General features: G+C 62.3%; 19 protein-coding genes. 9 read left to right on the forward strand and 10 right to left on the reverse strand.

From position 1 onward, the window contains the following. The first annotated feature begins 56 nt into the window (after nt 1–56). Entirely contained in the window at nt 57–1,118 is a 1,062-nt protein-coding gene (locus AC6I99_RS16700; RefSeq protein ID WP_309925550.1) for a LacI family DNA-binding transcriptional regulator, read from the forward strand. A 151-nt stretch (nt 1,119–1,269) separates the two neighbouring features. Here the strand turns inward: AC6I99_RS16700 and AC6I99_RS16705 are convergent, their stop codons facing one another. From AC6I99_RS16705 to AC6I99_RS16720, 4 genes are read right to left on the reverse strand one after another with little or no spacing between them, the layout of a single operon-like run. Further along, the gene (locus AC6I99_RS16705; protein WP_497961312.1) at nt 1,270–2,700 is read right to left on the reverse strand and encodes a glycoside hydrolase family 32 protein; all 1,431 of its coding nucleotides are present in this window, start codon (nt 2,698–2,700) and stop codon (nt 1,270–1,272) included. Between the two features lie 23 nt (nt 2,701–2,723). Further along, the gene (locus AC6I99_RS16710) at nt 2,724–3,596 is read right to left on the reverse strand and encodes a carbohydrate ABC transporter permease (protein WP_224165102.1); all 873 of its coding nucleotides are present in this window, start codon (nt 3,594–3,596) and stop codon (nt 2,724–2,726) included. Between the two features lie 8 nt (nt 3,597–3,604). Beyond that, on the reverse strand, nt 3,605–4,570 hold the full coding sequence (locus AC6I99_RS16715; RefSeq protein ID WP_224165103.1) for a carbohydrate ABC transporter permease: 966 nt from the start codon (nt 4,568–4,570) through the stop codon (nt 3,605–3,607). After that, nucleotides 4,567–5,985 carry an extracellular solute-binding protein gene (locus AC6I99_RS16720; RefSeq protein WP_497961313.1) on the reverse strand — a complete coding sequence of 473 codons (1,419 nt, stop codon included), beginning with the start codon at nt 5,983–5,985 and terminating at the stop codon, nt 4,567–4,569. The genes AC6I99_RS16715 and AC6I99_RS16720 overlap by 4 nt, the downstream gene beginning before the upstream one ends. Nucleotides 5,986–6,172: 187 nt before the next feature. Between AC6I99_RS16720 and AC6I99_RS16725 the strand changes: the two genes are divergently transcribed. Both AC6I99_RS16725 and AC6I99_RS16730 read left to right on the forward strand, forming a co-directional pair. Next, nucleotides 6,173–8,941, forward strand: a complete 2,769-nt coding sequence (locus AC6I99_RS16725) for an AMP-binding protein (protein ID WP_497961314.1) — start codon at nt 6,173–6,175, stop codon at nt 8,939–8,941. A 296-nt stretch (nt 8,942–9,237) separates the two neighbouring features. Next, complete coding sequence (locus AC6I99_RS16730; RefSeq protein WP_497944613.1) at nt 9,238–10,149, forward strand: phosphatase PAP2 family protein; 912 nt, start codon at nt 9,238–9,240, stop codon at nt 10,147–10,149. Between the two features lie 32 nt (nt 10,150–10,181). Here AC6I99_RS16730 and AC6I99_RS16735 read toward each other — a convergent pair whose 3' ends face one another. Beyond that, nucleotides 10,182–10,469 carry a hypothetical protein gene (locus AC6I99_RS16735; protein WP_497961315.1) on the reverse strand — a complete coding sequence of 96 codons (288 nt, stop codon included), beginning with the start codon at nt 10,467–10,469 and terminating at the stop codon, nt 10,182–10,184. Nucleotides 10,470–10,643: 174 nt separating this feature from the next. Here AC6I99_RS16735 and AC6I99_RS16740 point away from each other — a divergent pair, with 174 nt between their 5' ends. The 5 genes from AC6I99_RS16740 (at nt 10,644) to AC6I99_RS16760 (ending at nt 14,518) form a co-directional block, all read left to right on the forward strand. Then, entirely contained in the window at nt 10,644–11,174 is a 531-nt protein-coding gene (locus AC6I99_RS16740; RefSeq protein ID WP_497961316.1) for an alternate-type signal peptide domain-containing protein, read from the forward strand. 33 nt (nt 11,175–11,207) lie between these two features. After that, nucleotides 11,208–11,828 (forward strand): hypothetical protein, encoded by a 621-nt coding sequence (locus tag AC6I99_RS16745; RefSeq protein ID WP_497961317.1) that lies wholly within the window; start codon nt 11,208–11,210, stop codon nt 11,826–11,828. A gap of 34 nt (nt 11,829–11,862) precedes the next feature. Beyond that, a complete protein-coding gene (locus AC6I99_RS16750; protein ID WP_497961318.1) occupies nt 11,863–12,519 on the forward strand; it encodes a signal peptidase I in 657 nt (218 codons plus the stop codon). After that, the gene (locus AC6I99_RS16755; protein ID WP_497961319.1) at nt 12,516–13,031 is read left to right on the forward strand and encodes a hypothetical protein; all 516 of its coding nucleotides are present in this window, start codon (nt 12,516–12,518) and stop codon (nt 13,029–13,031) included. The genes AC6I99_RS16750 and AC6I99_RS16755 overlap by 4 nt, the downstream gene beginning before the upstream one ends. 119 nt (nt 13,032–13,150) lie before the next feature. Further along, nucleotides 13,151–14,518, forward strand: a complete 1,368-nt coding sequence (locus AC6I99_RS16760) for an acyltransferase family protein (protein WP_497961320.1) — start codon at nt 13,151–13,153, stop codon at nt 14,516–14,518. A gap of 39 nt (nt 14,519–14,557) precedes the next feature. Here AC6I99_RS16760 and AC6I99_RS16765 read toward each other — a convergent pair whose 3' ends face one another. Together AC6I99_RS16765 and AC6I99_RS16770 are read right to left on the reverse strand one after the other, a co-directional pair. Beyond that, nucleotides 14,558–15,775, reverse strand: a complete 1,218-nt coding sequence (locus AC6I99_RS16765) for an MFS transporter (protein WP_497961321.1) — start codon at nt 15,773–15,775, stop codon at nt 14,558–14,560. Nucleotides 15,776–15,878: 103 nt separating this feature from the next. Continuing rightward, entirely contained in the window at nt 15,879–16,910 is a 1,032-nt protein-coding gene (locus AC6I99_RS16770) for a DUF320 domain-containing protein (RefSeq protein WP_497961322.1), read from the reverse strand. A gap of 31 nt (nt 16,911–16,941) precedes the next feature. Here AC6I99_RS16770 and AC6I99_RS16775 point away from each other — a divergent pair, with 31 nt between their 5' ends. Further along, nucleotides 16,942–17,568, forward strand: coding sequence for a hypothetical protein (locus tag AC6I99_RS16775; RefSeq protein ID WP_497961323.1), 627 nt, complete (start codon nt 16,942–16,944; stop codon nt 17,566–17,568). Nucleotides 17,569–17,650: 82 nt separating this feature from the next. Here the strand turns inward: AC6I99_RS16775 and AC6I99_RS16780 are convergent, their stop codons facing one another. The 3 genes from AC6I99_RS16780 to AC6I99_RS16790 form a co-directional block, all read right to left on the reverse strand. Then, nucleotides 17,651–18,817 carry a hypothetical protein gene (locus AC6I99_RS16780; protein WP_497961324.1) on the reverse strand — a complete coding sequence of 389 codons (1,167 nt, stop codon included), beginning with the start codon at nt 18,815–18,817 and terminating at the stop codon, nt 17,651–17,653. Between the two features lie 104 nt (nt 18,818–18,921). Further along, nucleotides 18,922–19,809 carry an MBL fold metallo-hydrolase gene (locus AC6I99_RS16785; protein WP_223946688.1) on the reverse strand — a complete coding sequence of 296 codons (888 nt, stop codon included), beginning with the start codon at nt 19,807–19,809 and terminating at the stop codon, nt 18,922–18,924. Nucleotides 19,810–19,916: 107 nt separating this feature from the next. Then, nucleotides 19,917–22,328 (reverse strand): S8 family serine peptidase, encoded by a 2,412-nt coding sequence (locus AC6I99_RS16790; protein ID WP_497961325.1) that lies wholly within the window; start codon nt 22,326–22,328, stop codon nt 19,917–19,919. Nucleotides 22,329–22,531: the final 203 nt, after the last annotated feature.

Genomic DNA, 22,531 nt, shown 5'->3' on the forward strand with positions numbered 1-22,531 from the left:
CGTCCTCACACGCGTTAGGTAGACTGCTGACAAATGAAGGATGGAAGGACCTCCCGATGAACCGCAAGGCCACTGCACTGGACGTCGCCAAAAGGGCGGGGGTATCCAGGAGCGCGGTCTCGCTGGTGCTCAATGGCCGCGGCGACGGCAACGTGGCCAAGGAGAGCCAGGACCGGATCCGCTTGGCCGCCCAGGAACTCAACTACTCCCCCAACGCGATCGCGCTCAGCCTGCGGAACCAGCGCTCCCGGGTGATCGGCATCGTGTCCGACGAAGTTGTGGTCAGCCCCTTCGACGGCAACATCATCGGCGGCGCGGACGACGTCGCCCGTAGCCGCGGTTTCGTCACCGTGGTCATGGACACCGAGCGCGACGCCGCCCGGGATGCGAGCGCTATAGAAACCCTCCTGGACCGCCAGGTGGACGGGCTCATGTACGTGACCGTGGGCTTGAAGCCGCTGGACGTCCCCCACGGCATGCTGCGGGTCCCGTCAGTCCTGGCCAATTGCTACGCCAGCAGCTCCAAGCCTCAACTTCACCACGTGATCCCGGACGAAATCACCGGCGGCAGGGAAGCTACCGAACACCTGCTGCAGTTCGGCCATCGGGACATCGCCTTGCTCGCCGGCGCTGAGGACTCTCCGGCCGCTCCGCTGCGGGTTGAGGGCTATCGGGACGCATATGCCGCTGCTGGCCTGTCGGTCCGCGCGGACCGGATCACCATGGCGGGTTGGGACATCGACGCCGGCTTCCACGGCGCCATGAAACTGCTCGACGGCGTGTCCCCGGCCGAGCGGCCCACGGCCATCATGTGCGCGAATGACCGCCTGGCAATCGGCGTTGCCTTGGCCGCAGCCCGTTTGGGCCTCAATATCCCCACGGATCTCTCGGTGATGGGTTACGACGACGAAGCACGCATCGCCGACACCATGGTCCCCGCCCTCACCACCATGGCCCTGCCGCTGCGTGAGATCGGGCGCGCAGCCATGACGACGCTTCTGGATACCATCGAAGGCGTATCCGCTGGCACAGACGACGCAGCCGAGACGAGCGTGGAAACGATGGTCCCGTGCCGTCTTGTTATCCGGGAATCAACCGGCCCCGCGCCAACGCGCTGAGCTCGGGGCGTGAACTGCTGGGCAACGCCGTTGCGGGGCCGCTATTCCGTTGCTGGGCAGCAACGGAACAGCGGGCTTCCGACGTCCTAGCCCGAAAGCACCAACAAACCACGCCCATCAGGCCCCACAACGCACGACGACGGCCTGCCGCCTACTCCGGGAGCGTCAACTCCCATACGTCGGCAGTTGCGCCTGTGGGCAAGGTGAGCTGCCATTCCTCCCCAGGAGCCGGGTAGGCGCGGAGCGTCGTGGCAACCGAGCCGGAGCGGTAGACCTCCACCAGGGAAGCATCGATGAAGATCCGTAGCTCCTCCCCTGGAGCCAATGCACCCGAGTAGACCACTTGCCTGTCTGCGGAGTCGCCCTCTGAACCGGAAACGAGCACCAGCTCCACACCACGGGAAGTCACGTCCCCGGAAGTCACGGCACCAGAGGACACACCCGTACCCGTCACGAGCACCTCTGCAAACGCGGGAACCACTACGGAGCCCACAGCATCCGTAGCTACGGCAGCACCCCTATATGCCAACACCTCCGGCGCCGGGGAAACAGCCAGTGCCCCATCAACCACGGACAGGAGGCGAGGATGTGTCAGCACACCCGACCATCCGGCGTCGTCGATTTCTTCCTGGGTGCGGCCACGGCGACCGTCGCGTCCGGGACCCTCGTTGGCCCACCCCCACAACAAAGCGGCAGGCGAAGAACCGTAAGAGAGCTGGACGATCTGCGGTGCATAAAAGTCGCGCCCGAGATCGGACTTTCCACCGGAAGAAGGCACGTACACCGGCAGCCCGGAGAGGGGGTCCACGGAAAGGGAGCCGACCAGGTGCCCAACCCCGTTGGCGTGCTCGTGGTCGTCGCCGGACAGCCAGAGCGAGAACATCATCACCCAGGCTGAGCCGCCCGAAGAGTCCGGCACTTGCACCAGTTGCGGGCATTCCCAAATCTCGGCCGGCGTATGGACCGCAGCAACGGGATCGGCAGAGGTCAGCCAAATCCCTTGGTACTTCCAGTCGTCAAGGGACTCCACTGTGTACAGCAGCAAAGCGGCGCGCCCATCAGACAGGCCCGCTCCCTGGATGGCGTAGCGAGCACCGTTGAAGTGGAAGATAAACGGATCCCGGACGGCCGTGACCAGAGGATCTGAGGGCATGGACGCGGCGACGTGGCCGGTCTGCTCCCAGGTCACCATGTCGGAAGAACCGCGCGCAATGACTACCTGCGAATGGCCGCCGTGGTCCTGGACACCCGAATAACAAGCGGTCGGCACACCACCATCTGAGGTCACCACGCCCGTCCAGCATCCCGCGGAATCGGGACCGTCCGGCTGCGGCGACAGCGCGACCGGGTGCTCCTCCCAATGGACTAGATCCAAAGAACTCACGTGTCCCCACTGGATCTGGGAGTGTCGGGCCGATTCCGGGTTGTACTGGAAGAAGACGTGGTACCGGCCGTTGATGTAGCTGATGCCGTTGGGATCGTTGATCCAGCCTTGGGCCGGCCGCGGGTGGAATCGCGGGAAGGCCGGATCCGGGTGCGTCGAAGCAGACAACAGGGAATCAAAAAGTGCAAGGTCCGTCACTGGAACCCTTTCAATCAGAGAGGTTACTTGCCCGTTCCAGCGGTGAGTCCGTCCTGCAGTGCGCGCTGGCCGAACATGAACACCACCAGCGCGGGAATCATGGAGAGAACGACGCCGGCCAGCACCACGGAGATGCTTCCGGTGCCGAGGTTGCCTTGGAGTGAGACCAGGCCCAGGGGCAGCGTGAAGTTCTGCTCGGAGATGGTCATGATGAGTGGCCTGAAGAACTCGTTCCAGTGGAAGTTGAACGCCAGGATGCCCACGATCGCCAGGCCCGGCATGGCCAGTGGTGCGTACACGGACCGGAAGGTTCGCCATGGCGAGGCGCCGTCGATCGCAGCCGCTTCAGCGAGCTCACCCGGCAATCCCAGGAAGTACTGGCGCATGAGGAAGGTGCCGAACGCCGTCGGGATGGCCGGAATGATCAAGGCGAGCAGCGTATCCGAGAGCCCGACGCCGCGGATCAGCATGAACACGGGCACGATCGTCACCTGCGCGGGCACCATCATGGTGGCCAGCACTATCGAGAACAACGCGCCCCGTCCCCTAAAACGAAGGTGGGCGAAGGCGTATCCAGCAAGGGCTGCGGTCACCATCTGTCCGACGGCGATCAGTCCGGTCACCAGGGCACTGTTCAGGACCAGTTGCACAATATTGAGCTGCTTGAACACCTGCTGGTAGGACGCGATATCAGGGTTCAGGGGCAGGAATGCCGGCGGCAATTTGAAGGATTCCGACGGCGGCCGCAGCGAGGTGGATAGCGTCCAGAGAACGGGGCCCAGGACAAAGACGGCCGCGATCAGCAAGGCGGCGACGCGCCCCACGACTGACCAGTCGCGCTTCTTGCGCGTAACCACAGGCGCCGTGGTTTCAACACGTTCTGAAATGAGGGTCATGGCGGGCCTTACTGGTAGAAGACGAATCGTTTGCTGAGCCGGAACTGTGCGGCTGTGATGGCCATGATGATGAGCGTCAGGATCACGCCGATCGCCGAGGCCTGGCCGAATTCGAGGCGTTGGAACGCAGACTCGAAGATCACCATGACGGCGGTGCGCGTTGAGTCGCCGGGCCCGCCGCGTGTGAGCACGTAGGGCTGATCGAATACTTGCAGTGCATTGATGATGGCCATCACCGAGGCAACCAAGGTAGTGGGGCTCAGCAGGGGCAGCGTCACGTAGAAGTGCTTGCGCCAGCCGGTGGCGCCGTCGATCGAGGCGGCCTCATACGTCTCCACCGGAATCGAAGCCAGCCCACCAACAAACAGCAGGAACGAGAACCCGAAGTTCTGCCACACGTACACAAGAATTACGACGGCGGCTGAACCACCTGGCGTCGTCAGCCACGGTACCGCTGGGACGCCTACGAGCGAGAGCAGCCAGTTCACGACGCCAAACTGTTCGTTGAAGAGGTAGCGCATGAAGATGGACACCGAAGCCGCGGACAGGATCAGTGGGAAGAAGAAGGCGGAGCGGAAGAACACCCTCAGCCAAGCAGGGAGTTTCTCCTGCACCATGATCGCCAGGCCCAGGGCGAGTCCCAGCTGGAGGGCCACGGCCACGATGACGAACACGATGGTGTTGAGGAACGACACCCGGACGGTCGGGTCCTGGACTACCTCGGCGAAGTTGTCGAAGCCCACGAACGTCGGCGCGGAGATGATGTCCCAGCGGAAGAAGGCGAGCGCCACCGAAGCAACGATCGGCAGGAGGGTGAAGATGCCCATGCCCACGATCGTCGGGGCAAGGAAGGCCCATGGCAGCCAGCGTTGTTGGACGCGGCCACGCTTGGACGCTTGGCTGTGTTTGTGGGAGGCCTGACGTCCGCCCGGCTGCTTCCCGGTCCCGGTGGGAGTGCTGGTGGCGGTGCTCATGGCTGCCTCCTCAGGGCCAGTTCAAGATCGCGCTGCATTGATTCGAGGGCCTGCTTGAGTTGGCGCTCGTCCCCGCTGACAGCCAGGGATACGTTTTTCATGAGGGCCGTTTCGACGGCGGCCTGCTGGGGTGGTGCCGGAATGGGACCTGTGGTGGGGAACTTGTCCAGGGTCTCGTAGAAGACCTTCCAGTTCCGCGGGCCGGTGCCGGCATAGAGCTGTTCGTTGACCATGGATCGGCGGGCGGGAGTGGTGTTCGGTGTAGGGAACACGATCCTCATGGCCTCAAGACTGGAGCTGAACTTCACCCATTCCCAGGCGGCGTCCTTGTCCTTGGCGGTCTTCATGATCGCGTAGCCGGCTGTGCCGAACTGGTGCCGTTGGGTCCGCCATTTGGGGAAGAACTGGACGTCGAATCCGTCCTCTGTCATCCCCGCTTCGTGGAGGCCTTGTACCCAATAGCCGCCCGCCGGCGTCGTACCTATCCTGTTGGAGGCGAAGAGACCGATCAGTGCGCTGCCGCCGCCTTCCTCGGGCCGGACACCCAGTCCGTCCTTGACCAGGCCGCGGAGGTAATCGAAGGATTCAAAGACGCGGGGGTCGTCCGCGTTGGGTTCGAGCCACTGGTAACCGCCGGAGCGGAGTCCGCGGGAGGGGTCGTTGGCGTAGAAACCATCCCAGAGCCATTCGCCGCCGGTGGATTTGGTTTCCTTGAGGAAGCTGGTGTCATTTGCGTAGAGCCATGGCACCACTCCACCGAAGAGTCGGTTGGTCCAGTAATACGGCGTGAAGTCCTGGGGCTTGGCCTTCTTCATCGCAGCGAGGGTGCTGCGGAAGTCCATGTGCGTCCAGTCGTCGGCGGGGCGATCCAAACCGGCTTGGCGGAGCGACGCAGTGTTGTAGTACATGTTGGCGGCATTCCAGTCGATGGGGAGCTGGAACAGGCTGCCTTTGTACATGAAGGCTTCCACCAGGCTGGGGTGGACGTCCTCGAAGTACTCTTTCATGTGCTCGGCGTCGCGGCGCAGGTACTCGTCCAGCGGATGGGCGAGCTTCTCGGCGAAGAGCTGGGCGCCTTCCGTTGCCACGTACACGACGTCCGGTGGCGTGCCTGCTGCCACCATGGTGAGGATCTTGGTGAAGAAGTCCTTCCAGTCCACGGCCTGGATGGCTTGGACCTTGACCTTGATCTCTGGGTGGACCTTGGCGAAGGCGTCGATGACCTTCTGGCGGGCTGCGGCGTCTGCGGCGGTGCCCATGATGGCGATGCTGAGGCTATTGTCTCCCCGGCCTGGAACGTCCGTTCCTGTCAGTCGCGGCCACGACGCCGCTGTTGCTCCGACTATCCCAGCACCGAGGGCTGTGAGGGCGGTTCTGCGTGTGAATTGTCGCAAAGCCCCATTGGTTCCCGGCATGTAGATTTCCTTCCCTAACACGTGTTAGGAAGCCTAAACCCGCCACCTAACACGTGTCAAGCGTCACAGCAATGTTGCGGCAGCCTCACGGCGGCAGTGTGCCCGGGGAGTCGCCAATCGCGTCATGATTCTTCGCCAACGCATTATCCAGTTGAGTTAGGTTAGGTTTACCTTGTTACATTGGCCCGTGACTACCCAACCGGACGTGGCTCGAATCTCGTTCGCCACCAACCTCGCATCTTTCGGCGAGCGCACCGCCATCATCACGGGCGACAGCACCCTCAGCTACCGCGACCTTGCCGCGCGCGTAGAGGACATGGCGCGCCAGCTCGGCCCTGCCCGGCGCCTGATCGCCCTTGAAGCCGGCAACACCTTGCCGTCCCTGACGGTGTATCTCGCAGCCCTTGCATCGGGCCATCCGCTGCTGATCCTGCCCGCCGGCGGTGGAAAAGCAGCCGACACACTCATTGCGGCCTACGATCCGGACGTCATTGCGCGGTCCTCCAACGGTGAGCCTGTCCTGAACGTGCGCCGCCATGAGACAGCACACCACTTGCACCCGGATCTGGCACTTTTGGTGAGCACTTCAGGCTCCACAGGATCACCGAAGCTCGTCCGACTTTCCGGGGCTTCCATCCAGGCGAACGCGGCAGCCATCGCGCAGTACCTGCACCTTCGCCCCAGCGATACCGCCGCCACAACACTCCCCCTCTCCTACTGCTATGGGATGAGCGTGGTGAACAGCCATCTGCTGGTGGGTGCATCCCTGGCGTTGACGGACCTCTCCGTCGTGGACCCATGTTTTTGGGACTTGGTCCGTTCCGAGGGCGTCACTTCGTTCGCTGCCGTCCCCTACACTTTCGAGCTGCTTGACCGTGTTGGTTTCGAGCACATGGACCTTCCGAGCCTGCGCTACATCACGCAAGCCGGAGGTCGCCTCGCCCCAGAGCGCGTCCGATCCTATGCGGAGTTGGGCCGGGAGCGCGGCTGGGACCTTTTCGTCATGTACGGGCAGACGGAAGCCACCGCGCGCATGGCTTACTTGCCACCGGACCTGGCAGCGGAGCATCCGCATGCCATCGGCGTCGCGATTCCCGGAGGAGAATTCCGGCTCGAACCAGTGCCGGGGCTGGATGACTGGGAACTCGTCTACACCGGACCAAACGTCATGCTTGGATACGCAGAGAAACCCGAAGACCTTGCCCTCGGCCGGGAAATTACCGAACTCCACACGGGCGACCTCGCCCGGCTCGGCCCTGATGAACTCTATGAGATCGTCGGCAGGCGCAGCCGCTTCGTGAAAATTGTTGGGCTCCGCGTTGACCTGGGACGCGTCGAGCGACTCCTCGCAGATCTTGGCCTGACCGCCGCTGCCGCTGGTTCGGACGACGTCGTGGTTGTAGCCGTGGAGGGACACCATGATCTTGCCTTGGTCGCCAAGAGCCTTGCGCAGGATCTGGGTGTCCCCCGCGCCGCCGTCCAACTGCACCCGGTGCCCGACATTCCACGGCTCGGCAATGGGAAGCCTGACTATCCGGCCATCCTTGCGCTGTCTGCGCAACCGGAACCCGTGTCTGCGCAACGGGAGCCCGTGCCTGGACAGGCGGAGCGCCTGTCCGCAGAGACGGAGCGCCATCCCGGAACGGAATCCACCCCGGGGACAGAGTCTGTGCTCAAGATTTTCGCAGAGGTCCTGGAACAGCCAGACATCACCGAGAACGACAGCTTCGTTTCCCTTGGCGGAGATTCGCTCTCCTATGTGGCGGCGTCGGTACGGCTTGAGCGTGCACTTGGCCGCATCCCGCAAGGGTGGCACCTGATGCCCATTTGTGAGCTTGTCCCGGCCCCCGAAGCCCCAGGCCATCCAGTCCACCCAGCCCATGAAGATCCGCGCACCACTGGCAGGAAATTTCTCCACAGCTGGCGGGGGAAGTTGTCAGCACGCATGGAGACGGGGATCGTGCTGCGCGCGGTGGCCATCATTTTCATCGTGGCAACGCACATCAAGTTCTTCTCCTGGGAAGGCACCGCGCACGCGCTGATGGCGGTTGCCGGCTACAACTTTGCCCGCTTCCAACTGACGGGATCCCGGCGCGACCGGCTCCGGAGGCAATTGCGTGCCGTCACGCGGATCGTCGTCCCCAGCGTGCTGGTTATCGGCGTCGCGTTCGCCGTCACTGACGACTACGGCTGGCACAACGTGTTCTTGTTGAACTCAATCGTTGGCCCCCAAGGGTGGACGGACATGTCCCGCTTCTGGTTCGTTGAAGTGCTGGTTCACATCCTGATCGGGTTGGCTCTCCTGCTGGCCATACCCGCGGTAGACCGTGCGGCACGCAGATGGCCATGGGCATTTCCACTGGCGTTGGCCGGCATCGACCTCCTGCAGCGCTTCGACATCATCGAACTGCCCTACCCTGGCCAAGGCCCTGTCCTGTGGCTGTTCGCCTTCGGATGGGCTGCTGCTGTATCGCGGGAGTGGTGGCAACGCGCCGCCATGACCGCCTTCGCCCTTCTGACGATTCCAGGGTCCTTCAGCAACGAATACCGCAGCGCCACCATCCTGGTAGGTTTCCTCATCCTCCTCTGGATTCCGACCCTGCCCGTGCCGCGCGGCCTTCACCGCATCACGGCTCTACTGGCCAGCTCATCGCTGTACATCTATGTCACGCACTGGCTGGTGTATCCGCTCTTTGAACAGACCCACAAAGGGCTGGCCCTCGCGGCATCATTGCTGGCGGGCGTGGCCTACTGGGCTGTGGCGACGCGCGCCATGGGCAGCGTTGAGCGGTGGCTTCGCAACCGACAAAAGCGGCGCCACTTCAATGCCCCCGACCTGCGGCCGGACAACGTTTCGCGTCCCGGCCTACGGCGGGTCGACGACTCAGTGCCGGACGACGCTTCAGTGCTGGATGCGAGGATGCCGCAGAGATCGGGTACTCGCGGACGAGTGTGAGAAGACGGGTCGTGCACCCGAGAAGACCCTCCTACGGCCCTCACGGCGCCCCTTCCTATTCGTGGAGGCGCCATCTTCCTCACGGGAATGCGACGGAGCCAGCAGCATCAGCGGCACAATGGTTATCCCCAGCCAGACAATCACAGCCAGCAACGCCAGCATCAGGCCTGTAGTAGGTTCCATAGATTAAGAATAGGCCGATTCGCCCTTGACCATAAGGCGCCTTATTGATATGTGCGCCACGCCAGAGGCATCCTCACATGAGCCTTCCAGCGAACTGTGGCAGTCTTGATTCAATGAGTTCCCAGCAGTCCCGCCCCATAGCGATGTCCCCTGACCGGTCAGCACAAGCTCGCAAGCCCGGCGTCGGTACAGGGCTGCTTTTCGGCTTGGCTACCCTCGCCAGCATCCTGGGGCTGGTGGTGACGTACTACTTCTTCGTACGGACCACGATGGGTCAGTTCATTGATGAGTCTGCTTTGGTTGAAGCCACTGAACTGAGCGGATCCGCAGGCAGGGCGTCCACGAAATTCCTGGATATGCTGCCCATCCTGTCACTGGCGATCGCTATCATCGTGGTGCTCTTCGTGACGGTTGCGCGTCGCCGTTGGACTGCGGCTGGAATTGCCGTGGCAGCCTGCATTGCCGCCAACCTGGCTACCCAGGTACTCAAGTTCTTCATCCCCGACAGACCGGACCGCGGCGTCCAGACACTCGAACTGAACTCACTCCCCTCAGGCCACACAACATTGGCAGCCTCTGCTGCTGCGGCGGTTTTCCTCATGGTCTCGCCCCGCTGGCGACCTCTCGCAGGATTCCTCGGCAGCACCTTCGCCGTGGCCACCGGGGTTTCGACCCTCATCAACCAATGGCATCGGCCCTCCGACGTCGTTGCAGCCTTCCTTGTAGTGGGCGCCGTCATGCTCCCCGCTGGCTGGCTGATCCTTCGCGGCGGTAGTGACTGGAATGTTTGGAAGGGGTACGGCGAGCACTGGGCTGCATCGCGGCTATGGGTATGGCTGACCACCATTGCCTTGCTTCTGGCAGCTATCGTGGCCGGCTACTCACTGCTCCAGGTCATGCCGGGACTCAGCGCAGACAGCACTGTGGACTACTTCTGGGCCGGCACTGCATTCATTGTGGTCGCTGGTTACCTTTCCGCCCTGGGCGGGACGTGGCTGTTCGGCCTGGCCGCCAGGAAGCGCTAAGGCGCCAGTAACAAAGGCTCGACGGCGGCAGCTTACTTTGGCTCGATGCGCCGGGCCTGGGCGCGGATGAAGTCCCGGTCCTCTTCCGTCAGCAGGGTGCCCCCATGCCCGTCGACAGGGCTATCCTCACCCGTCTCATTGTTGAGGATGGCCGTTTGAGTGCGCGGGATGATGATGCTTCCCGGATTATCGATGAGCCATTGCTGCGTTTCCGGTGAAAGTTGATCCCAGAACTCTTTGATGTGCATAGTAATCGCGCCGCCCCTTCGATGTTTGAGTACATTTCCCACACTGGCAGATTCCCTCACTGCTTCAAGCATATTTTTATGAGATTACAAACTCCTTTACGGAATATTTCCGGGGTGCAACATCTTCGGTTTCAAACCCGGAAAAACTTGATCCAACCTTGAGCCATCGCCGTATGGAGCCTTGATCTGGGACGACGAAAGTAATCGCTAGGCAGAAGCCATAACAACGCGAAAGAAGGTCTCACGGTGAAAAACATAACAATGCTTAAAGGCGCGGCGGCACTTGCACTTGGTGGAACACTGCTCCTGGGTGGCGGAGGGACACTGGCTTGGTGGAATGCTTCGGATTCCGCAGCAGCAGGCACCATTGTGGCCGGCGACTTGAATGTCCACGCGGCAACGGGCGTTTGGACCGACCGCGCAGGAAACCCTGTCAACCTCGCCACATACCTGGTGGTCCCCGGCGATCTCCTGACCTACACGCAGGATCTGGACGTCACCCTCACCGGCGACAAGATGGCAGCCAACCTCGTCGCCACGAACACCGGTGCGGGCGCAGGGTTCGATCCCGCCAACGTCACGGTCACCTCGCCCAAGCTGACCGATGCTGATGGGGACGTCATCGCCAACCCGCTCACCACCTCGCAGCACGTCACCGCCAGCATCACCTTCGAGTTCAAGTCCAGCACCTCAACCCGCACGGACGTCAACGCCAGCAGGAACCTGGGCAACGTATCGTTCACCCTGACACAGGTCCAGCAGTCCGGCCTGCAGTAGTCCTTACCCCCCAACAATTCAACAGGAGTGTCAATGGGAATCCCCAGGAGCATCAAGACGGCTGGCCTTATGGTCGCCGCCGTGCTCCTGGGGCTCATGGCCGTTCAGGGTACGTACGCACTCTGGTCTGCTACTGCCATCGCCCAGCCGGGCACGATCAAAGCATCCAGTTTTACGGTCAACCTGACAGGAACCCCTTCCGGTTCCTCGATGCCCATGACCGTCAATGACCAAGCAACCACCTTGGCACTCACCACGGCACAAGCGCCTCTGGGGGACCTGGCCCGCGGCAGCTCCGTCTATTCATCCATAGGAATCGGAAACGCCAGCGACGCCGGAGGGGTCTTTGACATAACCGTCACCGCTACGGCACCTACAGTCAGCAACGTATCCGGCGGCACCTTGGCCGGATATCTCAGTGTGAGTGCCACCAGTGCGGCGTCAAGCACCGCGTGCTCATCGGCCAGCGGCTATCAGCCTTTGACCGGGGCAGGATTTACGACGCCGGCAATCGCCAAAGGTGCCACCGCCACACTCTGCTTCAAGGTAACCCTGGACGCTGCCGCACCTTCCAGCGTTGACGGGAACTCCGTCTCAATCACTCTTCCGCTGCACGCTCGTCAGAAATGTGGGGTTCCCAATGGTTGCGCCTAGTAGCCTGAAAGATCGCAATAGCCTTGATGAGCTAGTGCTGGAAAGAACGATTGACGCCGCATTTGATGAAGCTGGCGCCGACGCGTCCGTCGCTGTCGAACCCCAAAATAATGGGGAATTGCAGGAAGCCGGACAGCATTCCCCGGAAAGTTCTTCCAGCGCCCGGCTACTTGCCCGCATTGGCCGGGGACTCGGCGTCGTGCTTCTTTCGCTTGCACTCCTGGCGGTCGGGGTGCTGATCATGCTGCCCAAGGTGACCGGCTCCCAAACGTATTCGGTACTGACCAACTCCATGGCGCCGAAGTACGCACCGGGAACGTTCATGGTTTCGCAGGCAGCGGACTTTGACGAACTGAAGCTTGGCGACGTGATTACGTACCAGATCGAATCCGGCAAGCCGGGTGTGATTACGCACAGGATCGTTGGTTTCGGGTTCCTCCAGACAGGCGAGAAGACACTCACCACCAAGGGCGACAACAACGACGTCGCGGATCCCCAGCCCGTTCGCGAGATCCAGGTGCGCGGTAAGTTGCTGTACGCCGTGCCGTTCGTGGGATTCGTCGCGAACGCGTTGGGCAACAGCGACCGCTCACTGTGGCTGGCCGTGGGTGCCGTGGGTTTGATCGGCTACGGTGGGTTCACCATGTTCCGGGAAGTACGGAGCTCGCGAAAGGAAAGGCAGTCTGCGTGAAGCAGGGAACTGGCCCCTCGGCCAAAGCCTGGGCCGTTGGCCTTTTCTGCCTGACTGTATTGGTGGGCATCGGCGGAACGTCCGCATTCGGGTTGTGGGAGCAGAGCTCCAACGCAACCATGACTGTTCGAGCCGCAGCTTCAACGCCAACCCCCACGCCTACTCCGACGCCAACGCCCACCACGCCTGTCGGATTAACGTTGACCTGCACACAGATCTCCACGAGCACTGTCCGGATAAGCGTCGCAGGGTTGAGCTCCCCCACGGCGATGACCGTCGGCGGCAAGATGAGCACCAGCAGCGCCTACGTTTCCATCCCGGTGCTGCCTCCGTCAGCAACTTTGGATTTGACGCCCAGCAGTCCCATCTTCCTCGCCGGTGTCCTCGATGGCCACAACCCTGAAGTTGACGTTCAAGTGACGGCTTTGCAAAACACCGGGACCACGGCCACGGGCGAGCTGCGTCGTTTGAAGCTCTCGGGCAACGGAAAATTCCTGACCTGTCCGGTGTAGTCCGGGTGGACCCCGGGCCAGCGAGAACCATCTGGTAGAAGTACCCATGGCCTTCACGGGACGCTTGACCTACGATTAATCTAATCGATGGAATAAAGCCCAAGCTTCCCAGGAGCCCCATGTCTTCCACCTTCAGGTCCGGCCAGCGCCGCGGCACTCCCCCTTCCCTCGCTGGGGTTCCGGCTTCCCGCGACCTCGTGGTCGATCTGATCCGGGTGTCCTGCATGTTTGCCGTGGTGGCCGTCCATTTGCTCATGATGGGCATCAGCGTTGATGGCTCCGGCATCGGCGTCGGCAATCCCCTGACATCACTGGGCTGGTTCGCCCAAGGCACGTGGTTCGGCCAGGTCATGCCACTGTTCTTCATCGTGGGTGGATTCGCTTCGCTGACCTCGTGGCGCAGCCTCCGGCGTAAGGGCGGGGATGCGGGCGACTACCTGCGCAACCGCGTCCTGCGACTGGTCCGCCCCACAGTTGCGTTGTATGCGTTCCTCACTATCGCATTGTGGACCGCGACGGCGGCAGGTGTCCCCAGCGGCCTGCTGACAGTTATCGCTGCGGGCGCGGGAGTGCAGTTGTGGTTCCTTGCCTCTTACCTGATTTGTCAGGCAATGGTGCCCACGATGGCGAAATTTCATGAAGCAGCTCCCTACAAGACCGTCGCAGCGCTGGCCGTGGGCGCCGTCGTCGTTGATGTTCTGCGACTCGGGCTGGAACGCAACCCGTGGGGTTTCGATTCGAATCCCGTTGGCCTCGTGAACATGGTGTTCGTCTGGGGCTTGCTGCAGCAGCTCGGGTTCTTCTACGCGGACGGCTTCTTTGATCGGTTTGCCCACTGGAAGCTCGTCGCGGGAGCAATCGGCTGCTATGCCGCCTTGGTGCCGCTCACCCATGGTGGGCCCTACCCCGTTGACATGCTCACCAGCCAGAACCCGCCGATGTTCCCGCTGATCCTTGTAGGTCTGGCGCACATCCTGCTCGTCAAGGCTGCCTATCCCTTGCTGCAGCGGGCCGTTCAGTTGGCGTGGGTTCAGAAAGTGATGTTCGTAGTGGGTAGCCGGGCGATGACCATCTACCTTTGGCACCTGCCGCTGATCATCGCCATGTTCGGGATCGCCTTGGTGCTTCGGCTTCCGTTCCCCGAGCCTGCCAGTACGGAGTGGTGGCTGAGCCGGCCACTGTTTTACGCGGCAGCCTGGGTGCTCGTTCTGCTGGTGTCCACGCCCTTGGTCCGCCTGGAACTCGCGAGCACTGCGCTGGCGCCCGGTGCTGCGAGGCCGGCAATGTGGCGCATCGCAGTTGCGACGGCGCTGGCAATCGTTCCGCCGTTCGTCGTGATGCGGACAGCATTGGATACCGCCAACGCAACATGGGGATTGGTGCTGCTGGTGGTTGCAGTGGCACTCGTGACGGGGCGTCGCCCGGACAGAAAGTGGAAGACCCCAGTTGCCCCTGAGCGCGCGGCTCACGAACGCGCGGCTTCCTGACCTACGTTCGCCTTCCGCCGGCCAGCCAGGAATTGGAGCCTAGTAGTTCCGCCGATGCTTCAGCCTGGGGATTGCGACGGCGAACACGGCTGCCGCTGCGAAGCCCAGGACTCCCGTGGCCCAGACGCCAGCAGCGAGGGAAATGGCGGCCGTCAGGGCGGACAAGAGCACCGGCCCACCCGTTGCACCCGAATCGGCAATGAACCGCCAGATGCCAAGGAAGTGGCTCCTTCCGTTGTCGGGCGAGAAGTCGGCACCCAGTGTCATGATGAGCCCGGAACTGATGCCGTTGCCAAAGCCAATCAGCAGGGCAACCAGCAACAGTGGAACGAACCCGCCAGTGAACGGAATGAGGATCAACGCCACACCCATGATCACGGTGGAAGGAACCGCCACCCATTGCCGTCCCTTGCGATCCATCAGCTTCCCGGCCGGATAGAACACCAACATGTCGATCGCGCCGGAGAGGCCGTAGATCAGCGATGCTTGCGTGGCATCCATGCCCAAATGGTCGGCCCACAGCGGGATGACCACTTGGCGCGAAGCACGCAGCGCGCTGAGGAGCAGAATTCCGAAGCCCACGGACAGGAACACACCGGCATGCGAAGCCGCTACGTTCCGGAGGGTGGAGGCGCGAGGAATCGGACCGCCGTCGGACGTAGCGGGAGCCACCAAGTCCGGAATGGTGAGCGACAAAGCAGCGGCTGCCATCATCCCCACAAAGCCAACCCAGTACGCCCCGCTGATTCCGGCGAACTGCATCACCCCCGCACCAATGAACGGACCTATGAAGATTCCGATCCTCGTGACGCCGCCCAAGGTGGACAGCGCCCGCGCGCGGAACATCACGGGGACAGCCTCGGTGAGGTACTTCTGACGGGCAAGGTTGAAAACGCTCCCAGACATACCCACCAACGTCATAGCCGCGGCCAGCAACCAGATCCCGTGCTCCATTTGTGGAGCGAACGCTGCCGCCCCGAGGGCCAGGGCGCCTGCAGCACCTGCCCCAACAATTGCCCAGCGTTCGCCGAACCTCATGGTGATGAGCGATGCCGGGATATTGAAGAGCCAGGACCCCAAGCCGATCAGCGTCACGATCAACGCCGAGACTGCCACCGATGCTCCAAGATCACGCGCCGAGAGCGCGATCACCGGAAGAACCGCCCCCTCGCCGATACAGAACAACAACGCAGGCCCGAAGGCCGGTACCGCGATGCTGCGGAGGGTGAAGTTTTGGTCTTCCTGGGTGGTTGTCATCCCTTTCATCCTAGGACTCCAGCCAAGCCGCCTGGCAGTTGTCGCAGTTCCGGCAATCCGGAACCGCAACAACTGCTCGCGGGACGAGGCCTATCCCAGGCGATTAGCTGCGGTTAGCGGCTGCCTTACGATGCCCACCTGCCGAGAGTGCCAAGCCCGTGAGGAGAAGGCCGACTGCCCAGAGAGTGAAGCTGCCGTCCAATCCCGTAGTGGCCAGGGAGTTGGAACTCCCGACGCCGGTCGCAACGCCCGCGGTCAGCACACCCAGGGTGCCACCCAGTTGGGCGCCACTGGTTCCTGCAGTGTTGATCCCGGAGGTGTTGATGCCAGTGACGCCATACGCGGCGCCCCCGATCTCGGTACCCGGGTTGTTGGTGCCAATGTCAGCGCCCAACCCAAGTCCACCACTACCAGCAGGCTCGTTAACTTCCGGCGGATTGACAACTGGAGGGTTCACCACCGGCGGATTCCCTACCGGTGGGGTGACCACCGGAGGATTCACCACTGGAGGATTCTCAGCCGGAGGATTCTCTGCCGGAGGGGTGACCAGGGGAGGATTCACAGCTGGCGGGGTGATGGCGCCAACTGAAGCGCCACCGATGCCAAGCGATGTGGACCCTACCGTGACGGGGGCGGTGAGTGGGGCAACCAACTGAGTGCCGGAGAGGATCCCGTCGCTTCCAGTCGTGGTGCCACTTGGTGCGGTTCCCGTGCCGGAAGTACCGGACGAGGAACCAGCGCCAGTGGCCGACGAATCACCCAGCACACCAGCCGACGTCGAACCAACAGTTACCGGAGCGGTAACCGGAGCAACCACCTGGGTCCCGGAAGCTACGCCATCGGAACCGCTCGTGCTGGACCCTGACGTCGTACCCGTGCCGGAAGCACCGGACGAGGAACCAGCGCCAGTGGCCGACGAATCACCCAGCACACCGGCCGAGGTCGAGCCAACGGTCACCGGAGCGGTAACCGGAGCAACCACCTGGGTCCCGGAAGCGATGCCATCCGATCCATTGGTCGTAGCAGCGGGGGTAGCGGCAGCAGGTGCGCTGCCTGTATTCGAGGGTGCGCCGGACGTGGCTGATGAATCTCCACCCACACCCGCGGCAGTGGCTCCGATGTTAACAGGGACCAATATCGGAGCCACTACCTGAGCGCCGGATGCGATGCTATCTCCCCCCGACGTTGTTGCCTGCGCTGGCGCTTGGGCCGGTGCAGAACCTGTTGTTGCTGCTGGTGTTGTCGTGGCCGATGAGTCCCCCAGGACACCCGTCGACGTCGATCCCACTGTCACGGGGACCGTCACCGGTGCAACTACTTGGGTACCGGAGGCTGTGCCGCCAGTACCGTTGGTGCCAGCCGCCGGCGTCGAACTGCTTGGTGCAGTTGCCGCGGCAGGTTGGGCTGGGCCCGTCGCAGTGGAGCCCCCCAGCAGACCCACTGAAGACGAGCCCAGGTTTATGGGCGCTGTTACAGGCGCGACTACTTGTGTCCCGGAAGCAGCGCCGTTGGAACCGGTGGTGCTGGCAGCTGGTGCCGTCCCTGTGGTCGAAGCGGCAGCCGGCGCCTTTGTGGTTGAGGAAGAATCTCCCACGAGGGCCAATGACGTTGAGCCTGTGCTGACTGGCGCCGTCACCGGTGCCACCACCTGTGTACCGGAAAGGGTTCCGTCCTTTCCGCTGGTCGTATCTGCCGCGTTGGCCGCGGTCCCGCCGAGGGCAATCAAGCCTCCGGCAAAGCATGTGCCGATCAGGCACCTGCGAATTGTCGAGTTCATTGTGATCTTCTCCTGAAGGTCGTGTTCCCAAGGACGTCCGATGACGGATCGTCCTGCTAACCATCGGCCGCTTGTAGAGGCGCGGCTGGGTTGGGGAACTAGTCAGGAGATGAGCCGGGATCGAAAGAAACCGGCTTTGGATGGTGTTCATTGCTGGCCGTTGCTTGACCAGAAAGTGTGTCTGCAGGAACGATCAGCGCACCATGCAGGAAGGCTGCGGCAGGGCTTGGCGGCCCGTTTTGTGAGGTACCCGAGCCCGCGCCGATGACACCAAGGGGTGCGACATCAGGGTCTGCCGGCAGTTCCTCTGGAGCCTCGGGTTCGACCATGACAGAGGCGCCGGCTACGGCACTGGATGAAGCAGGAGCAAAACCTCGCGCCAGAACAAAAGCCACTGAAACGTCGGCAGTGAGCGTGGGCGGGGTCCCGAGGGGCAGGCCAGTGGATTCCGTGGCCAAACCTTCGGCCGACGGAGTCGCTGATGAGGTCCCGACGGCGGGAGGCGGCACAGCTCCAGCGCCCGGCGTCGCGGGGAGCATAGCCCCGTCGCCGCCCAAGAGCGGGGGAAGCAGGCTTCCGGGTCCGGAAATCGGAGGCAAGACGTTGCCGACAGCGGGGAGGATCGTGTCGATGACCTCAACGATGGGGGCTGCAACCGGGTTGGTCACGTCCGTCACGGGGTCCAGGCCAACTGGTTCCAGGACATTGTTTACCGGTGGAACAACCGCCGCGACGGCGTCGTCAATGGTTCCGGTGGCTGGTTTGACTGCCGTATCTACAACGTTGCCGACCGCGCCCTTGGGTACTACCCGGTTGACCACTGGAACTGTGGCGATGATCTTGTCCGTGGAGTCCGCCACCCGGTTAACCACGGGAGTTACAGCAGGAACGTGCACGGTTATCGGGTGCGCCGGGACAACCGCTTTGGCGGGGGCCGGCGCGGGTATGTTCGGCACGGGGATGGTGACGGCTGGTGCGGACGGCTTGGGTCCAACGGAAGTAGCAGCGGACGCGGCCGCCTTCTTGACCGCACCCGCTGCAGCATCGAGAGTCTTGTTGGTTTGCTTGCTGACGATGTCGGCTGACGAAACAGTTGAGGACACCGAAGACGTCGCTCCGCCTACCAGCGAATGGTTATCGGTGATGCCGGAATCGGCGTTGGCGGCCGTGGCGGACAATGCCATCCAAACTGCGGTGCCGGCGCCAGCGATCATGACGGAGCGGAGAATCTGAGTAGCGCGCGGAATAGCGCGAATGGCCTTCATCTCGACACCCCCCAGGTAGCCGCAAACCGATGGTCGACTTCATCCTAGGACTGGTCTTACCCAATAGTCCATGGGGAGAGGGCAAATTTATAAGCAACCTTCATTTACGAAGAAGGATAGAAGCCAGTCTTCCCGGGGCCAACGTCGGGCGTTGCAAGGGATCCGCCAGCCGCCCTTCCGTGCTGGGCATTGGTCTCTTGGAGCCGCTTGATGAACCAGCGCGACTGCTCCGGTCCATAAGGAAGCACCGGGATGGCCTTGGTGGCATCGTTGGGCATATCGCGGATGGACTGGGTTGCCTGCCGCACTGCAGTGCTCATGGTGTCGGCCATGGTCTTGACGAATTCGTCGCTCGCGGGCTTGCCATGGCCCGGGACCAGGAATTCGTAGCGGTGACGCAAAGCTGAGATGTGCCGGAGGACGTCCGCCCATTCCTCGGGATACGAGTCCTCAAAGGAAGGATGGGCGCCCTGCTCAACGAGGTCGCCGACGAACAGTGTCGAGTTGGTCCCCACCAGGAGGTCACCGTCCGTGTGGGCGCGGCCCAGGTAGAACAGTGTTGCGGTAATTCCGCCAAGGTCCACCAGAACAGGTTGGTCGCCAACGATCGCGTTCGGAACAACGATGTCGACGGCGTCACCCTCCCCCGCGGCCATCTCGGGTTCGTTTGTGGCGACGAAGCGACGCTGGTTGTCGGCGTCCCTCTCGATGGTTGCCGCACAGTTGGCGTGCGCCCAGAACTCTGTCACGCCGTCGTCGGCAAAAACAGCGTTACCGAAGAAGTGGTCGTAGTGGGCGTGGGTGTTGACTACCACCAGCGGAAGCTGGGTCTTTTCGCGGACAGCAGCGAGGATCTCCCGGCCTTGGCGTGGGCCACAGCCGGTGTCGATGACCATGGCGAGCTCACTGCCCACCACGAGCCCGGTGTTGAGTAAGGATCCCTCGGTTTCCAAGACGTAGTTGTCCGTGCCAAGTTCGTGCCAAGCTGACAATGAGTTCTCCGTATCCAGTGCAATCCGGCGATGTTCAGGCCTCGATTCTACCCATGCGCAGCTGGGAGAAGCCGGAATGACCCGGTGGCAGGTGAACTCGGACTGGACTAGACGATGGCTGTCATCACATTCCAGCCGGAACCAATCTGGCGGGCAGCAAGCCAACCACCGGAACCGTCACCAGGGTACAACCACAAAACACCGGATCCGTCGCGGGCAACGACGTCAATCTTGCCGTCCCCATTGAAGTCACCAGGGCCCTCAATGGCGGTCATGACGTTCCAACCGGAACCAACCTGGCGGGCAGCAAGCCAACCACCGGAGCCGTCACCGGGGTACAACCACAAAACACCCGACCCGTTGCGGGCAAGAACATCAGCTTTGCCGTCGCCATTGAAATCACCAGGGCCCTCAATGGCGGTCATGACATTCCAGCCGGAACCAATCTGGCGGGCAGCAAGCCAACCACCTGAACCATTGCCCGGATACAACCACAAAACACCATTGGCATCCCGGGCGATCACGTCGGCCTTGCCGTCCCCATTGAAGTCACCAGGCGCCTCGATCGCGGCCATCCCATTCCAGCCGGAACCAATCTGACGGGCAGCAAGCCAACCACCGGAACCATTGCCCGGATACAACCACAAAACACCGCTCGGATCCCGCGCAATCACGTCCATCTTGCCGTCCCCGTTAAAATCACCGGGTGACTCAATGGACGTCATGCCATTCCAGCCCGCACCAACCTTGCGGGCAGCAAGCCAGCCACCGGAACCGTTGCCCGGATACAACCACAAAACACCGCCGCTGTCCCTGGCAAGGACATCGCTCTTGCCGTCGCCGTCGAAATCAGTGATTTTCTGAGAGGACGTCTTGAAGGTGAACTTCCACTCAGCCACTGATAATGGGACCAACGAATAATCTGCAAGAGCACGGGCAGTAACGGTCACTGCCCCGCTGCCCGAGTAGGTGCCAGGGGCCAGAACCTTTCCGCCCACCACGTATTCAACGCCAGCCGTGGCGGGAATCGTGTACGTATCGTTCGAGGTGCCGTCCCGGTCTGTGAATACGACTGGCGCAGGCGTTACCGGAAGATGCCCACCAAACGTTGTGAGGGCGGCTGTGGCATCAACCAAACCGGCCCCGCATCCGGCCGGGCAACCAGCAGGAAGTGGTCGGGACGAGTCCTTCAGCTGCTGTTCCAAAAGCGCTGGAGTGAGCGCACTGCCCTCTGCCGAGTAGAGGAGAGCCGCAAGGCCTGCCACGTGCGGGGCGGCCATGGAGGTTCCCTGCATGAAGGCATAGCCCGGCGTGCCTTGCGTAGTTGTCCCTGAGTTGTACGTGGACAGGATGCCATTCAGCCCCGAGGAACTCATGTTGCCCCCGGGAGCAGTCACATCCACGACGCTCCCGTAGTTGGAGTACGGCGCCTTTGCTCCTGCCCTGTCGCTGGCGGCAACGGTGATGACATTCTGGCAGTTTGCAGGGCTGGAATCGGCCGCCTGAACATTGGAGTTTCCAGCAGCAACAATGACCGCCGCGCCAGCGTTATGCGCGAAATTGATGGCGTTTTGGTAGGTGGCAGAGCAGGGCCTGATGCCGCCAAGGCTGAGGTTGATAACGCGCGCAGGGTTGGGATTGATTGGTACCCCGGTAACAACGCCGCCTGCCGCCCAAATGATGCCATCTGCGATATCCGATGAATACCCACCGCAGGCACCCAACGCCCGCACCGGCAGGATTTTTGCCTTCGGGGCCACGCCCGTCACACCAATGGTGTTGTTTCCGATAGCTGCAATCGTGCCCGCCACGTGGGTTCCGTGCCACGAAGAATTAATCTGCGCGCTGCCCACCTCGCATTGATTTGCCGTAGACCAATCGCCAGGGTCTGTAGGGTCCGCATCCCTGCCGCTCCCGTCCCGGGCATCGGCGGCATCGGACATCATGTCGTAGCCGGGCAACACATTGGCGTTGAGATCCGGATGGCTCGTGATGCCGGAGTCGACCACTGCGACGACTACGCCTTCACCATGGTTGTATTGCCACGCCCCGGAAGGCCGAATGCCGGCCAAATCCTCCGAGAGATCCCACTGCGTTGAATAGTAGGCATCGTTCGGATCAGCCGCGACCTGCATGATGTCGTCGGCTTCGGCGTAGGCAACGTTGGGATCCGCACGAAGGGTTTTCAGGAATTGCTCAGCAGTTGTCCCTGAAAGGGCCTTGGCAAGTTTGATGACCTGCCCGCCCGCTGCGTTCTGGTGCGCGCTTTCGGCAGCCACTCCGAGCTTGGTGGCCGCGCGGTCTGCAGCCTGCTCCGCAGTAGCCGCAGCCGCGGCTGCCTTGACGTTGTCCCGCAGCCCGACAATGAACTGATCCGTGGCCACTTCAGGTGCCGGAAGCAGTGATTGCGCTGGGCTCGGGAGGATGTCATTGTCATCCGCTACAGCTGGCTGAACGGCCAGTCCCGCCGTGATGATGAGCGTGGCCAGTGCGAAGCCTACGGTCCTCAGAGAGCGCATGCGGGGATTTTTTACCATGTTTTGGGCATTCTACGACGGCGACAGCGCACGATGCACGGCTGCTCGCGGGCAACTGGAGACCACCAGCTGACCCCCACAGAAATTGTACGCAGGGTTGGCAGCACTTTTAGCCAAGTCTTTTGCGAGGATTTGTCCAAGATTTGCCCCACAAAGAGCAGGACCCAGCGTCAGGCTTGGGCCTA

The organism is Arthrobacter sp. TmtSoilC77 (genome assembly GCF_059739415.1).